This window comes from Halobacillus shinanisalinarum, from assembly GCF_022919835.1.
GTDB lineage: Bacteria > Bacillota > Bacilli > Bacillales > Halobacillaceae > Halobacillus_A > Halobacillus_A shinanisalinarum.
Genome location: NZ_CP095074.1, coordinates 3,879,567 through 3,895,659, shown reverse-complemented (window position 1 = coordinate 3,895,659; position 16,093 = coordinate 3,879,567). Strand labels below are relative to the sequence as shown.

At 40.7% G+C, this 16,093-nt stretch carries 14 protein-coding genes; 5 read left to right on the top strand and 9 right to left on the bottom strand.

Translation table 11 applies throughout. The features are described 5' to 3' along the window. Positions 1-90 precede the first annotated feature (90 nt). Both bshB2 and MUO14_RS19210 read left to right on the top strand, forming a co-directional pair. On the top strand, positions 91-777 hold the full coding sequence (bshB2, locus tag MUO14_RS19215) for a bacillithiol biosynthesis deacetylase BshB2 (protein WP_244752164.1): 687 nt from the start codon (positions 91-93) through the stop codon (positions 775-777). 178 nt (positions 778-955) lie between these two features. Then, the gene (locus MUO14_RS19210; RefSeq protein ID WP_244752163.1) at positions 956-1,675 is read left to right on the top strand and encodes a FixH family protein; all 720 of its coding nucleotides are present in this window, start codon (positions 956-958) and stop codon (positions 1,673-1,675) included. 124 nt (positions 1,676-1,799) lie between these two features. Here MUO14_RS19210 and typA read toward each other — a convergent pair whose 3' ends face one another. Then, entirely contained in the window at positions 1,800-3,641 is a 1,842-nt protein-coding gene (gene typA / locus MUO14_RS19205) for a translational GTPase TypA (protein WP_244752162.1), read from the bottom strand. Positions 3,642-4,195: 554 nt separating this feature from the next. Here typA and MUO14_RS19200 point away from each other — a divergent pair. Further along, on the top strand, positions 4,196-5,125 hold the full coding sequence (locus tag MUO14_RS19200; protein ID WP_244752161.1) for an RluA family pseudouridine synthase: 930 nt from the start codon (positions 4,196-4,198) through the stop codon (positions 5,123-5,125). A 445-nt stretch (positions 5,126-5,570) separates the two neighbouring features. On the opposite strand, the gene MUO14_RS19195 is transcribed toward MUO14_RS19200, so the two are convergent. Genes MUO14_RS19195 through MUO14_RS19185 form a run of 3 tightly spaced genes read right to left on the bottom strand, consistent with a single transcriptional unit; the run spans position 5,571 to position 8,064 of the window. Then, the gene (locus MUO14_RS19195; RefSeq protein ID WP_244752160.1) at positions 5,571-5,942 is read right to left on the bottom strand and encodes a hypothetical protein; all 372 of its coding nucleotides are present in this window, start codon (positions 5,940-5,942) and stop codon (positions 5,571-5,573) included. Between the two features lie 12 nt (positions 5,943-5,954). Continuing rightward, positions 5,955-6,251, bottom strand: coding sequence for a 4a-hydroxytetrahydrobiopterin dehydratase (locus tag MUO14_RS19190; RefSeq protein WP_244752159.1), 297 nt, complete (start codon positions 6,249-6,251; stop codon positions 5,955-5,957). Between the two features lie 37 nt (positions 6,252-6,288). After that, a complete protein-coding gene (locus MUO14_RS19185) occupies positions 6,289-8,064 on the bottom strand; it encodes a M3 family oligoendopeptidase (RefSeq protein ID WP_244752158.1) in 1,776 nt (591 codons plus the stop codon). A 201-nt stretch (positions 8,065-8,265) separates the two neighbouring features. Here MUO14_RS19185 and MUO14_RS19180 point away from each other — a divergent pair, with 201 nt between their 5' ends. Continuing rightward, entirely contained in the window at positions 8,266-8,637 is a 372-nt protein-coding gene (locus MUO14_RS19180) for a PilZ domain-containing protein (protein WP_244752157.1), read from the top strand. A gap of 143 nt (positions 8,638-8,780) precedes the next feature. Here MUO14_RS19180 and MUO14_RS19175 read toward each other — a convergent pair whose 3' ends face one another. From MUO14_RS19175 to MUO14_RS19160, 4 genes are all read right to left on the bottom strand, one after another. Next, positions 8,781-9,902: a mannitol-1-phosphate 5-dehydrogenase gene (locus MUO14_RS19175; protein ID WP_244752156.1), complete on the bottom strand. Its 1,122-nt coding sequence runs from the start codon at positions 9,900-9,902 to the stop codon at positions 8,781-8,783. After that, entirely contained in the window at positions 9,903-10,340 is a 438-nt protein-coding gene (locus tag MUO14_RS19170; protein WP_244752155.1) for a PTS mannitol transporter subunit IIA, read from the bottom strand. It abuts the gene before it with no gap. A 12-nt stretch (positions 10,341-10,352) separates the two neighbouring features. Then, positions 10,353-12,446 (bottom strand): BglG family transcription antiterminator, encoded by a 2,094-nt coding sequence (locus MUO14_RS19165; protein WP_244752154.1) that lies wholly within the window; start codon positions 12,444-12,446, stop codon positions 10,353-10,355. A 65-nt stretch (positions 12,447-12,511) separates the two neighbouring features. After that, the gene (locus tag MUO14_RS19160; RefSeq protein ID WP_244752153.1) at positions 12,512-13,972 is read right to left on the bottom strand and encodes a PTS mannitol transporter subunit IIBC; all 1,461 of its coding nucleotides are present in this window, start codon (positions 13,970-13,972) and stop codon (positions 12,512-12,514) included. A gap of 481 nt (positions 13,973-14,453) precedes the next feature. Here MUO14_RS19160 and MUO14_RS19155 point away from each other — a divergent pair, with 481 nt between their 5' ends. Further along, the gene (locus MUO14_RS19155) at positions 14,454-15,161 is read left to right on the top strand and encodes a DUF5694 domain-containing protein (RefSeq protein WP_244752152.1); all 708 of its coding nucleotides are present in this window, start codon (positions 14,454-14,456) and stop codon (positions 15,159-15,161) included. Between the two features lie 663 nt (positions 15,162-15,824). On the opposite strand, the gene MUO14_RS19150 is transcribed toward MUO14_RS19155, so the two are convergent. Continuing rightward, positions 15,825-16,022: a DUF3951 domain-containing protein gene (locus tag MUO14_RS19150; RefSeq protein WP_244752151.1), complete on the bottom strand. Its 198-nt coding sequence runs from the start codon at positions 16,020-16,022 to the stop codon at positions 15,825-15,827. Between the last annotated feature and the right edge of the window lie 71 nt (positions 16,023-16,093).

The following is a 16,093-nucleotide window of genomic DNA, read 5'->3' as shown; positions in this document are numbered from 1 at the left end:
CTGTTGCCTCTCAATAAACAAATAGCTTTAAAAACAAGGTGATCTAAGTAATAATGTAGAATAGATGACTAGTTAAGGAGTGATTCACTCATGATCGAAAAGGAAAACCACGTGCTCGTCATTTTTCCACATCCTGATGATGAAGCATTTGGTGTTTCAGGCACCATTGCTTCCTATATAAATCAAGGCACCCCGCTTACCTATGCCTGTCTAACTCTTGGTGAGATGGGCAGAAACCTTGGCATGCCTGCTTTTGCTACCCGCGAAACACTACCAAACATTCGACGTGTTGAGCTGCAAAAAGCGGCTGAGGCTATGGGGATTACTGATCTTAGGATGGTGGGATTACGCGATAAAACATTAGAATTTGAAGACAATGACAAAATGACCCAGCTTGTCAGTGATTTGATTGTGGAACTCGATCCATCCTTAGTGATCAGTTTTTATCCCGACTATGCCGTTCACCCTGATCATGAAGCAACGGCAAGAGCTGTCGTCCGTGCTTTAGAACGAATCGAGCCTGCCAGACGGCCAAAATTTCACGCTGTGGCTTTTGCAAATAATACAGAAGAAGAACTGGGTAAGCCAGACGTCGTTCATAACATAACAAAAGTTCAGGAACAGAAGCTGAATGCTATGCGTGCTCACATTTCACAAACTGCTCGAATGCTCGAAATGCTCGACGAGGGGATCCAGGCGAATGACCCGGAAGCATTAAAGTGGATCACAACAGAATCTTTTTATAACTATATATGGGACGATTACCAAAAAAACTGATCCTAAGGGTCAGTTTTTTTACTCTTGAGTGTGATCCATCCTTTTCCTTAAAACGATGGCTTTATAGAAAAATAGGAATGTCACAGCATTGCCACAACCATAGGCAGCCATGTCATATAACATGACGATTGAACATGTTATGATTAAGATGGTTAATTTGGAAAGGGAGATTTTATTTATGAAAAAAATCGTATCATTCCTAATGTTTTCTGCTCTAATTATTATCCTTGCAGCATGTGGATCCTCTAGTGAAAGTGAAGAAAGCAACGCTAGTGAAAATAAGGAACCTGTGATGACTGAGGTTGAAGTGAAATTTGAAAAAGAACCTCTGCCGGTTAAAGAAGAAACTGTAATTAAAGCCGTCGTTACACAAGGCGAAGAAAAAGTGACCGACGCCGATTCAGTGGAATTTGAAATATGGCATAATCAAGCTGGACAAGAAAAATCAGATACGATTAAAGCCGAACATGCAGAAGATGGCGTGTATAAAGCTGCCTATTCATTTAATAAGCCAGGTACCTATCAAGTAATTGCTCATACGCAAGCAAGAAGCATGCATGTCATGCCTCAAGTTGAAGTGAAAGTGAGAGGCGACGAAACAGCTCAGGAAGAAAGTGGTCACGATCACGAAAAAGATGATCACGCTTCTGAACAAGATAGCCACGGGCATAGCACGTTCATGGTTCACTTTATGAAAGATCAAGAATTCAAAGCAGCTGAAGGCTCCACTCTTGCCGCACATATTAACCATAAAGAGAAGCCTTTTAAAGGGGCTATGGTAAAGTTTGAAATCAGTTCAGCCCAACTCCACAAGCATGAATTCATATCGGCTAAGGAAACGAATCCTGGTGAATACACGGCAGACTATACTTTCCCTTCAGCAGGGGATACACGGTGAATATTCATTATGAGAAGCCTGATCAAGAAATTCATGGTCATCACGAAGAAACCATCCAAGTAAGCGAATAGTTTTTGGGGGCAAAAAAAGTCTGATCCGCAATGGATCAGACTTTTTTTAATAATTAGATTTCAGCATTCTGCAGCTTTTTCTTCTTCGCCATTTTCTCACGTTCGTTTTTATTAAGATATTTCTTACGAAGTCGTACCGCTTCAGGTGTAACCTCACAATACTCATCATCATCCAAGTACTCAATGGCTTCTTCAAGCGTTAACTGACGCGTCTTTTTAATGGTGCTTGTTGTATCTTTCGTAGCAGAACGCACGTTAGTCAAGTGCTTCTCTTTCGTAATGTTTACAGTAAGATCATTTTCACGGTTGTGTTCGCCAACGATCATTCCTTCATAAACCTCTGTACCAGGCTCTACGAAAATCGTACCGCGATCCTCGAGGTTCATAATTCCATAAGTGGAAGATTTCCCTTTATCAAGAGAAACAAGTACTCCCTGACGACGACCTCCTACCTGCCCCTTATTTAGTGGAGCATAACCATCGAACGTATGGTTTAGAATTCCATACCCACGAGTTTGCGTCATAAATTCAGTAGAATAACCGATGAGGCCACGGGATGGAACGAGAAACTCAAGGCGGACCTGACCATTTCCATCATTGACCATATCTTGCATTTCACCTTTACGGATTCCAATTGACTCCATAACAGCACCTTGATAATCTTCTGGTGTATCAATTTGAACACGTTCCATCGGCTCACAAGTTACCCCATCAATTTCTTTCAAAATAACTTTCGGCTTAGACAGCTGAAGTTCAAAACCTTCACGACGCATATTTTCCACAAGAATAGATAGGTGCAATTCCCCACGACCTGATACAGTAAAGGCATCAGGGGAGTCTGTCGGTTCAACACGTAAACTTACGTCTGTTTCCAGTTGAGTCAACAAACGCTCTTCGATTTGGCGAGAAGTCACATACTTCCCTTCGCGCCCTGCAAATGGGCTGTTGTTCACCAAGAACGTCATTTGAAGGGTCGGCTCATCAATACGTGGAATTTCCATTGCTTCTTGGTGAGTTGTTGGACATACCGTTTCGCCAACGTTAATGTCCTCCATACCTGCAAGAGCAATAATGTCCCCAGACTTCGCTTCTTCAATCTCGATACGCTTCAGACCGATGAAGCCAAACAGCTTAGACACGCGGAAGTTTTTCACTGAACCGTCTTTCTTCATAAGTGAGACTTGTTGTCCGACTTTAATACTTCCACGGAACACACGTCCAACTCCAATACGTCCAAGGTAATCATTATAATCAAGGAGCGTCACTTGGAATTGCAGCGGATCGTCCTGTGAATCGACCGGTGCAGGGATATTATTCATAATCAGCTTAAAGATCGGATCCATGGTCTCGTTCTGATCTTCAGCCTCATCTCCAGACGTCCCATTCAATGCTGACGCATAAACAACTGGGAATTCAAGTTGCTCATCATCGGCACCAAGCTCGATAAATAAATCAAGCACTTCATCAATGACCTCATTAGGACGAGCGTTAGGACGGTCAATTTTGTTCAAAACGACGACTGGTGTTAATTTCTGTTCCAACGCTTTTTTCAGAACAAAACGAGTCTGTGGCATACAGCCTTCATAGGCATCAACGACTAATAATACACCGTCTACCATTTTCAAAATACGTTCAACTTCTCCACCAAAGTCGGCGTGACCTGGTGTATCAAGAATGTTAATTCGTGCATCATTATAATTGATCGCGGTATTTTTCGCTAAGATTGTAATCCCGCGTTCTTTTTCCAAATCATTAGAGTCCATAGCACGGTCATCCACGTGTTCATTCTCACGGAATGTACCAGAATAGCGGAGCATCTGATCCACAAGCGTTGTTTTTCCGTGGTCAACGTGTGCGATGATCGCAATATTACGAATATCATTTCTGTGTTGCATGAAGCACACACCTCTTTCAAATCACAAATTATTCAACCTGTCTATTATAACACATCAAGAGATTTGTCGATACCTATTATGCACTTATTTCAATTGTTGTACACATGGAGAACAGAAGATTATCGAATATTCCCTTTCTTAACGGCTATTTTCACAGTACAATAGAAAGCAACTGTTTTTAAAGTGAGTGTTCAAAAAGTTGCCAAGACACGCGAGCAACGTTGACACTAGCACGTTCCTTGCGCGTCGCAAGAAGGTCGAGGTGGCGTAGTTCCTGAGCACCAAGGAAATCTTCCCCGAATTGGTATCGCACGAAGGAAAAGTCTCCTTCATTTCCAAGGAACGGACTTGCATAGGACATGTGACTTCTAACACGGTTTTAGTTAGAAGTTCCACTGCTGCTTCATGATACGTAAGTAGCGAGGCAACTTCAGAGAATATCCTTCTTCGCTGAATTTCCTTCTTTGAATAGGCTTGTAGACGCAGGGGCACACGCTCTTCAAAAGCAAGCCAACGACTTTTTGAACAACCTCTAAAAGAAAAAGGTGAAATCAATGAAAACGAAACGCCAAGGAGAGTGGCTTGAGGTTACAATCCCGAAAAAATGGGATACCTTCACCATTGAAAGGATTTTGAAAAAGGAGTGGAAAGTGCCCAGGAAGCTCCTTCATAAATATCGAACCGAACGCAGCGTAACCTTAAATAATGAATCAAAGCATTGGAAGCAGACACAGGTTTATGCAGGAGATGCGCTTCGAATTAAACTGTTTGAACCTCAGCCGTTAGAAGTAATTCCTACTTACTTTGAGATTAACGTGTTATATGAGGACGATCATTTACTTGTCGTCAACAAACCGGGCGGAATGGATACACACCCAAACAACCCTGATCAAACGAACACGCTTGTCAATGCAGTAGCTTTTTACTTTCAGGCAAGTGGAATTGAAGCGAAGCCAAAATATGTGCATAGATTGGACCGTGATACATCCGGAGCTATTTTATTCGCTAAGCATGACCTTGCGATTGCTATGCTCGGTGAGCTATTGAAGAAAAGGGGGATCAGTAGGACGTATTTAGCCTGGGCTCACGGTAAAATTAAACCAAACAACGGTGTGATTAACCATCCGATTGGCAAAGACCGCCATCATCCGGCACGCAGAAGGGTATCGTCGGGAGGTCAGGATGCCGAAACCCGTTATGAACTAATTAAGTATGATGCTCAGCAAAAAGCCTCCCTTGTTAAATTAAAGCTCAGTACTGGGCGGACACATCAAATCCGTGTTCATTTAAGCTACATCGGCCATCCTTTGCTCGGGGATGAATTATATGGAGGCAAGCCTGCTGGATTCGGCAAGCAAGCCCTTCATGCAGCAAAGCTGAGCTTTTCTCATCCTTTTACAGAAGAAGTAATAGAATGTCTGGCTCCACCCGAAAACGACACGAGTTTATTTACATTTGAGCATGTTCAGGCATTAAACCAGTAGCATTACAGTATGAAGTGAGTAACATGATTGAGAATTCTGCCCAGACAACTGATGATTCTGACTAAAGTTCAGTTTATTCTGTCCTAACTTACGAGATTCTACCAAAAATCCAATTTATTCTGTCCAAATCCAAAGCGATTCTATTTACCCAAATCAGGATAGATTCTAACTTAACTGGAATAAGCCGCCTATCCCAAAGGATAAGCGGCTTTTCTTCAGCAATCTACTTTCAAAAAGTTCAGCATATGCCTCTTTCAGAAACAGCTTATTAGCCAGCTTTGCAAAGCATCCCTAACGGAGCATTAAATGGAAGGATATCAGATCTAAAAATTTGTAATATGGCTTTAAATCGTGCATAAAACAAGTTAAATACGCAAAAGCTCTCCTAAATACACAAATATCCTATCTTGCCACTGAAAAACATTGCAGTTTTTCAGTGGCTCCCCTACTCCTCGCTTCTTTTATTAAATAACTTTAGCCCGCCATACAGAGCAACTGCTCCCGTCGCAACAATGGATGCTCCATCCATTAATAAAATAGGAATCTCATCATTCCCTACGATGAATCGATTCATCATTGCAAGGAACAATACCCCTATGAAAAAGATAATCGCTACACAAGAAATAATAATACGGTATTTTTCCGGTGCTTCCTTTAAAGACCAAATAAAAAACACCGCTGCAAGCAATGCCCCTGTACTAGTAATCATTGCTTCAATCAATGTCACTGGTGGACTCGTAAGTATTTTAGTTTGATAGAAAAAGGTCAGCGCACCTATCGCAAGAGCAACTGACCAAGTGATTAAAAACACACGCATTAAGCTAAGCTCCTATTCTGTTATCTGTTTATAAAGGTCATCATATTTATCTGCACAGGTGAGATCAAGATCGATTAGCCCTTTCGCTTGCCATGAAGTCAATTTAATCGTAACCATCTTGTAGTCAATGCTGATAAATGGATGATGTTGGATATCCTCTGCATATTCAGCTACGTTGTTAACAAACTGAATCCCAGTAAGGAAATCTTCAAATCGATAACGCTTTACAATAAACTTGCCATCAAGCTTCCAACCATCTAACGCATTTACTCTCGTTTGCTTTTCCTCTTCAGGTATCCGTTGTTCCATACTGACTCCTCCTTTTTCAGAAATCCTACCCTATTTTTTAAGATGTAAGCTCTAAAAATTCCTCAACATCAGCGATGCATAGATTCAGTGCATACTCCCAAAACTCTGCCCCTTCAAGATTCACATTCAAATGCTTCTTCGCTAGATCTTCCACTGTCATGCGTCCCGTATCTTGTAGTAAAGCGATATATTTATCCTCAAAGTAGCTGCCTTCTTCGAGGGCTTTCGCATACACACCCAAGCTGAACAAATAGCCAAAAGTATAAGGAAAATTGTAAAAAGGAACATCAGTAATGTGAAAATGAAGCTTTGAAGCCCAGAAGGTTGGATCATATTCGTCTAAGCTATCTACATAAGCCTCTCTTTGAGCCTCTACCATCATTTCGTTTAAACGCTCGGTTGAGACTGTGCCTTGTTTACGTTCTTCATAAAATCTCGTTTCGAACAGAAAACGCGAATGAATGTTCATGAAAAAGGCCACCCCACGCTGTACCTTATCCTCAAGCAGTGCTATTTTTTCTGTTTCGTTCGAGGCGTTTTTCACAGCGGCATCTGCTACTATCATTTCAGCAAACGTCGATGCTGTTTCAGCGACGTTCATAGCATATCCTTGGTTCATGATCGGCAATTCATTCATGACATGCTGATGATATGCATGGCCAAGCTCATGTGCTAGTGTCGCAACATTAGAAGGAGAGCCTGAATAGGTCATGAAAATCCTTGTCTGTTCGCTATGAGGAAAGCTCGTGCAAAACCCTCCTGGACGCTTTCCAGGTCGATCCTCTGCTTCAATCCACTGTTTCTCAAATGCCATTCTAGTAAATTCAGCTAGATTCGGACTGAACTTTTCAAATTGTTCAATGATAAACTGTGCTCCCTCATTATAATCCATCTTCTGCTCACTCTCACCAATTGGCGCCCCGACATCATACATACTCAATTGCTCAAGCCCTAACAAATCCGCTTTCCGTTGTAAAAACTTCTGGTAATGTCCTTTATATTTCGAAATCGTCTCCCACATGGCTGTCAAAGTCTTCTCGCTCATCCGATTATATTCAAGCGGTTCTTTCAGCACATCATCCCATCCACGATGCTTGTATGTTTGTAGTCTAAATCCGGACAGATGATTAAGCGTTTCTGAAAACAAATCAGACTGTTCGCCCCATGCCTGTTGTAATTTATCAAAAACTTCTTTTCGTTTCCCTCGATCTGAAGTACTCAACTTATTAGCCGCCTGTCCAACTGATAACGCTTCTCCATTCATTTCAATTTTCACTTTACCAACAACCGTATCATACATTTGCCCCCACGCATGGTACCCATCTACTGCCAAATCATTAATCAATGCTTCCTGTTTTAAATCTAGTTTATCTTTCACCTTTTCCCGACGTTCCCTTAAAACAAATGCCAGATTATTAAGAGAAGAATCTTTAAGTATGCCCTCCCACACATGGGCATCAATCTGGATAAACTTTTGATCGAGTTCCGTCATTACATTTCCATACTGAGCCTCAAGCTCGCTCCTCTTCGTTACTAAAGTACCTGCAGCTTTATCCTCAATATTTTGAGCAGAAAGACAGCTGACAAACGCTCCAAACTCACTCAAATGCATAGCTGTTTCCTGAAGATTATCAAGAATTACGACCAGTTTATCAGTCTGTTCTGGATTTTTCGGTGGTGAAAATTGATGAACAAGCTTTCCAAGTTCACTTAAAAGGGTTTCAGTTACTTCTATATAATCCTGCAATTCACCTGAGTTGCTTCCTCCACTGAAAATTGTATCTAAATCCCATGTCGGTTCATAAGTCGCCATCTCAACCATCCTTTTTCTAACGAATTTTCATTCCCTTATGTAGGCTATTAAAAGTACTATTCCATTATACAGAATTTTCAAAACCAAGGAAAGTGACTCCTATTCCTCAGATTTGATTTATGGGAATAATCTGGGTAGATGTTATACTTTATTATAGCCTAACCCACACGCATATGATTTTGTATGAGAAAGGATGATCTTATGCGCTATAAACGTCATGAAACATTACGATACAAATTTAAAGATCCCTTACCAGCCAGCTTTAAAATTATAAAAATCGACGATCACGCTGTTGATACTACTCAAGGTCACGGACACATTATTAATATGAGTCCAGGCGGTCTGCGGTTAGCTATCAACTTAAAACTTCCAGCAAAACAAAAGGTACAGCTCTTTGTTGAGACAACGATACTCAATCACTCTCTTCACTTTATTTCAGATGTCGTTTGGACAAAACCAGTAGGCAGCACACAACATTACGGACTTATCTTTATCGATGACCACCATGAAGAAATCATGAAAATCCTCAAGGAATACCATAAAAAGCAACAAAGTAATTTCCTGCTCGGATAGAAAGGGCAAATGCCATTCACCGCGATGATTGGATCAGCAATTAGGAATGTTTTCGTCTCAAATGTAGTTTACGGTTTCTAACCTGAAAAAAATCCTCCTCTATAATTAAATATAGGGGAGGATTTTTCAGGAAGTTACAACATTTAAAATTGTTTTTCTACAGCCTCAAGCAAAGGGTGATCCTCACTTAGTTGAGCTACTTCTTGTAATGCCTCTTTATAGCCTTGTTCTTTTATCAGTGATTGAAGTTCCACAGCTTCGGGATCCTGATCTTGTTCATATACCAACACAGCTGCAATCACCTCAACCAAATGAATAGGTATCTCCTTATTCCATTCTATATATTCAACTGCGGGACGAACTAAGCGATCTTTTGGTCCAAGCTTGCGAATCGGCGCCCGACCAACACGAGTTACTTCGTCTGACAGATCAGGGTTTGCAAATCTTGATAAAATCGTTTCAATATACTTTCCATGAGTTTCCTTTGTAAAACCGTATTTTTTAATGAGGACATCACCAGACTCGTGAAGCGCCCCTTTTATTTTAGAAAGAATTCCACTATCACTCATCGCCTGATGGATCGTTTGATGTCCATAATAGTTCCCTAAATAAGCGGCTGCAGCATGTCCTGTATTTACAGTAAACAGCTTTCTTTCAATATACGGTGTCAAGTCGTCTACAAGTGTCATCCCACCGATTCCCGGTTTCTCCCCTTTTAAATTAGAGGAATCCACTACCCACTCAAAATAAGGCTCAACCGTTACTTTAAGTGGGTTCTCATGGGTTTGATCAGGCACAATGCGATCAACTGCTGCATTGGGAAATCCTGTCAATTTAACCACACGTGATTCAAATTCTTCATCCAAATGCTTTAGGACATGCTCCTTAAGTAAATCACTTCCTCCAATCATGTTTTCACATGCAATCACATTTACAGTTTCTGTTCTTTCTTTTAGCCCTTCAGCAATTAAAGGAGCAACCTTTGGTAAAATATGAGGACCAACAGCTGTTGTAATTAAGTCTGCCTTCGCGACCATAGCCACAACGTCTTCCTGATTAGTCACGCTATTTATTCCTGCTATATTGGTTACCTCGAATGACTCCTTTGAGCCCGCCAGTTCAATAGTGTACTTGCGTCTTTCATTAATCTGATCAATAAGTTCACCATTTACATCAACAAATACAGTCTCATATCCTGCTTTAGACAATAAAGCTCCAATGAACCCTCGACCAATATTTCCTGCACCAAAATGTACAGCCAGCATTTAATTCACCTCTTCAAAAATAGAAAGGATCGCTCCTCTAGACTCAGCCTGCAGAATTTTTTCAATATTTTCTTCTTCCGAGCACACAAGAGCAATCTGTGATAAAACTTCTAAATGCTCGTCACCTTTTCCAGCAATGCCGATCAACAACTTAACAATATTACCATCACCAAAATCGACACCCTCTGGTACAGTCACAATGGTAATCCCCGTTTCTTTCACAGACTTCTTCCCATCCTCCGTACCATGAGGAATCGCAACAAAATTCCCCATATATGTTGAAGTTACTTCTTCACGTTCAAGCATTTGTCCAATGTAAGCCTCCTCTACATATCCTTGTGTATGGAGAAGGCTTCCCACGTAACGGACGGCTTCTTCTTTACTATTAAACTGCTCATTCAAAGCAATATTACTGGTTGTTAAAATATTTGTAGACATGTTCATTCTCCTTTAATTTGTAAGTTTATTTCTCAAGAAGTGATAAAGTTTATTGGAAAAATAGTTCTTCATCTGTTCTTCGTCATCAGATTCCAGCACCTTCGTACATTCTTTTTCTTCCACTATTAAAGAACTTAAATAACTTAACACTTCATTTCCCCTGCTAGTCAGGTTGCTCGGGGCAAGCATAATAATAAAGCGATCACTAGCCATCATCTCACCATCCATTCCGAGAACCCTTGCTTCCTTTTTCAAAGTAATCATCATAAAGCATGGTTGTATAATTTCCCTTAATTTGGCGTGATAAATCGCTAATTTCGTATCCGGGATGCCAAGCCCGCCGACTTCCTCCCTTTCCAATAAAGCATGAACCACCTTGTTTGCATCATTGAGAACCTGGATCCTTTGCAAATACTCACATGCTTCAATGAGCGCGCGTTGCTTATCCGACTCATTCGTTTGTAACACAGCTAGATGTTCGATAATTTGGTTAACCGTTGCAGCATAATGTTGGATGGACTCCACAGATTGCTGTATAGACTGAATCGATTCACCCTTTACGTGAAGAGGATTTGCTAGTTTAACACGCTTCATTCGCTCATTCATTTTCGCTTTTCGAACCGCATGCTGCACCTTATGAACATCTTTCAATGGGAGCATCGGGTTGACGAGTACATAATCTGTAAAGTCACTAAGTGGGATCGTCGAGATCGTTAGATCGTAGCTTTGATGATCTAATTTCTCTAAATCAAATAATGAACGATGCTCTACTCCCTCAATTTCATAAAACTGCTGTTGGAGCTTTGCAGCAAGAATCTTAGCGGTACCCATTCCACTTGAACAAACCACTAACACGTGAAGACCCCGTGTCTCTCTCATGTTTAGAAGGGCCGATGCAAAGTGCATAACGATATAGGCTGCTTCTTCTTTTGGAAAAGTCATGCCTGGAAACACGTGTGCCGTCCCATCCTGTACAATTTCAAACAACTCGGGATAGTCTTGCTCGATTTGTTCCGTCAAAGGGTTTTGGATATCCATTTGCTGTTGGATCCGATAAACGCTCGGCTTTAAATGAACAACTAAATCATTGAGCAGCTGGTTAGATTCCTGGAGGTCGTGATTGAGAGCTTTTGAGACAAACTCGATAAGCTGTTTCGCCTTAAAAGCAATACTAAGGCTGCTATCTTCAATGATTACATCCGTATCATAACGGACCTTAGCCCCCATTAAGTGCATGGTGACGTAGCCTGTCTCCGCTTCAGGGATCTCAATATGAAAAGTCTCCTCAAGTTTTTCAATAAGCTTCCCAGCCACTTTAAACTCTTTGGAATTTCGTAACGAATGTAAATAATCCTCATCCATCCGAATAAACTCTCCTTGCTTCAAGCGTTCCAAGGCTAAAGCAATGTGAATCACTAGACCAATATAAGCTTGATCAGTCAAGTTATAATTGAGCGAGGGGCGAATGGTCTCTATCGTCTGTTCAATCAGAGAAATCTTGTCTCTGCTTACTAAACCAAGCAGACGCTCTGACACCATATCGAGGGAACTATCCTGTACATTTTCACGGAGCAGCTTTATAAAATCCAATTCATTCATGTGCTCCATTATTAAAGAGCTGATCGCCTCCCGTATTCGTGATTCACTCCCTTTAACCTCAACGCCATACCCTCTTTTTCGAATCAATTCTAATTGGAAGTCATTTATCATCTGCTCAATCTTATCAAGATCATAGCTAATAGTGGCAACAGTAACACCTAAATCGTGGGCAAGCGCAAATAATTTGATAGGCTGTTTTATTTCCAGCAGCTTAGAAAGAATGAGTACTTGCCGTTCTTCAGGTGTATAATCAACAGCATCTTGGTTGTTGATCGCTTCTTGCAGACTCTTCCGGTTTTCCTGTTCCCCTTCGACGATCACACCTTTACCCGCGGTCTTTTTTAATAAAAGATCATGACCCATCAGGAGTGTTTCGATTCCTTGGAGATCACGGTGAACCGTTCTCGTACTAACATCCAGGGACTCGGCGATTTCTTTAATAGCTACCGTTTCATTCGATAGTAAAAGTAGTTCAATCATCTTTCTTTCTCTGGCAGATATATACATCATCTTCCCTCCTTTCTTAAAAAGGTGAAGAAGGAAGAGTCTGCTCAATGCAGACTCTTATAAGATTATTCATTTGACTTTAGCTCCTCAACCAGTTCATCATACCTTGGACTGTTCAAGAAGTTGTCCACCGAAATGTGATGAGCATTCGGAACTTTTTGCATCGCACGCTCGGTTAAGTCTTTATGCGTAATGACAATGTCAACATCAGACGGCAGGTCATTAATAGCCATATTTGTTACATCAATCGCGATCGACGCTTTTTTGAATTTATTTTTCAATAAGGAAGCCCCCATTGCACTTGATCCCATCCCTGCGTCACAAGCGAAGATGATCTTATCTACCTCTTCTTGGTTTACAGCTGGAACTTCCTCAGGAGACTGCTGTGATTCTTTTTGCTGTTCTTCTTTTGATGAAAGTTGATCAGCTACATTGCTCTTTTTCCCTTTCATTTCTTCCATCTGTGCGGTCGCGGCAGTAATATCACTTTCTTCTTGCTTTCCTGCCTTTAAAATAATAGCAGCAACGATGAAAGTAACGGCAGTAGCGACAAGCACCCCGAGGATCACTCCAATATAATCTCCCCTTGGCGTCAGTGCTAATAAAGCGATAATACTTCCTGGTGAGGCAGTAGAAGTAAGTCCCACCCCGAAGGCCGCAAATGTAGCCGTTCCTGATACACCACCAGCGATGGCGGCGAGAATCAAGGAAGGTTTGGAAAGAATGTATGGGAAGTAAATTTCGTGAATACCACCAAAGAAGTGAATAACAGCAGCTCCAGGAGCGGTTTGTCTCGAAACCCCTTTACCAAATACAGTAAATGCCAGCAGTACACCTAGTCCAGGCCCAGGGTTGGCTTCCAATAGGAACAAAATTGACTTTCCTAATTCTTCTGTTTGCGTTACAGCAATTGGACTTAAGATTCCATGGTTAATGGCATTGTTTAAGAATAAAATTTTTGCAGGTTCAATAAAAATATTGACTAAAGGTAATAACCCTGCATTTACCAGAACTTTCACACCCGCGCCTAAAGTCAAAGTAATCCCGGAAACAATAGGTCCAATTAACTTTAAGCCAATGATCGCTAAAACGAATCCAGCAATCCCTGCGGTGAAGTTGTTAACAAGCATTTCGAAGCCTGAGCGAACTTTTCCTTCAAATAGACGGTCAATCTTTTTAATAACATACCCGCCTATAGGTCCCATAAGCATGGCTCCCATGAACATCGGGATATCTGCCCCTACAATCACGCCCATTGCAGCAGTTGCACCGACAACTCCCCCGCGAAGACCGTGCACAATACGTCCGCCTGTAAAAGCAATTAATAATGGCAATAGATACTTAATCATCGGGTCAACAAGTGCTGCTAACTCCTCATTTGGTGCCCAGCCTGTCTCAATAAATAAGGCAGTAATGATCCCCCAAGCAATGAAGGCCGCAATGTTCGGCATAATCATACCACTTAAAAAGCTGCCAAACTTTTGAACTCCCGCCCTTATTCCAGACTGTTTATTTTGGTCTGACATTTTATTTCCTCCTCTTTGTCTTTAATTATTTCTATATCTTTATAGTAAAACGTTTACAGAGGATCCATCAATATAATCTAAATACATGTTTGACACATAAGATGTTGCCATTTTTTAATTTAGAAACATTAGGAAAATAAGAGGGTTTACAATAGCCTAAACAATGGTAAAATGATTTTGTAATATAAATGAAATATTTTCGTCATAAAAATGAAACTTTCCACGATTACTGATCGTCTAATAAGTAGAAGAAAGAGTTTTTTGAAAAAATATTATCTATTAAAAGGGGCTTTTGCAATGAGAAAACAATCTGAATATGATTCTACAGATTTCATCTATGGTTTCGGAGGTTCTGCTGTTCTAGCAAGCATTCTTTATCTTTTTATCTATATTGCTTAATCTGAATGAAATTATACGGCGAGCCTCTTCCTTCACAAAATGAATGGAGAGGTTTTTTATTGATCAAAAGGAGGTGCTGTAATTGAGCATTCAAATACCAACTATCCTATTAGTAGGAGTTTTCCATATCTCAATGGAGCCAGATTTGGTTAACAAACAAAAAAATAACATAGAACAGGTAATGAATACCCTTCAAACATTTCAGCCAACTAAAATTGCTGTAGAAAAACCTTATTTAATTGAGGAAGAACTTGATCGTAATTATCAAAAATATAAAAGGGGCGACTTACTACCGGGGTATGATGAAGTCGAACAGTTCGGTTTTCCGCTTGCCAGCTACTTTGATCACCCTCGTCTATATCCTGTTGATGACATTGTTGATATGTCATCTCCATCCTTAAATCAAGTTTTTGAATGGGCTAAAGAGCATCAACCTGATTTGTTTCAAGAAATCATTGGAGTTCAATCACGATTGAAAGAGATGGAAAACCATTCAACTCTCATAGACAAGCTACACTATCTCAATAATCCAGCGTACATAGCCGAATTACAACGTGTCTATATGAAGCTTGCCCGAGTCGGTGATCGTCAACATCAAATTGGGGTTAGATGGTTAAAGCAATGGCACGAAAGAGATTTAGCCATATCAGCAAATATAGCGAGGTTAGTGGAATCTGACGATCGCCTTCTCGTCATTATTGGAAGCGATCACTTGCATCTCCTTCACCGCTTCTTATCAGATAGCGGTGATTATCATATGGTGGACTCATTTGACTACCTTCCGAGATAAAGGGTATTAAACCTCACTACCCTACAGAGCCCGCTGAAAAAAGTGACGTTTGTTAAACTCTGTAAGGAATGTATTTGGCATTTTTGTTACGTTTGAAATGGTCATATGATTTTTGTGTACAAAGACCTCAGATAAACAAGCTGATGAATAAAAACATGTATGTAGCTCTGTGCTCTCTTGGTAGCTTCCGTTATAAAAAAGAGAAAGGTGGTTGGGAAACGACTCGCTTTCCGTGGCCCCTCTCTCTGTTCCTAACCTTTATTCCAGATAACAGCTTTTTAATTCAATAACCACGTCCTCATTATTCCTGCAATCATGTATTCCATTATATAGTGAGTTCCTTAAATCAGTATGATAGAATTCTGTATAATACGCTCGGCTATACAATAATAGAGTGGGGTTACTATACGTGTGTTCAAAAAGTTGACGAATGAGGCCGTCGATACTAGCACGTTCCTTGCGCGTCGCAAGAAGTTCGAGGTGCGACAGTTTTGAGGACCGCAAGCCGTGTACCTTTCATACGTGAGGACCAGAAAAACCGAGCAACGAAGAAATTCGCCGTTTATCATTTGATGACTTTTTGAACATCCTCTATACACAGACTTTTTCAGCGACCTCGCCCTAGTGGATTTTTCACATAAAATGGATGACCTGAGGTGGAAATTATCCCCTATTATCTTTGTCTTCGACGATTATTTCTTCTTCGTGGAATTCTGTGTCTGTCTGTCCTGTTATATAATCAAAGGGCGTATAAGAATTGTCTACGCGTTCTTTTTTAATAAATATTTTATATGCTACGATCGTAATTAATACAAATACAGCAATCCCTACAATGAGTAAACCGATACTGTTGAGCAACAACTAATCGCCTCCCCTTCATTACTATTCTTTTCCCCTGTACATCCATTAAAAAACCAGACTTACTTTCTTTC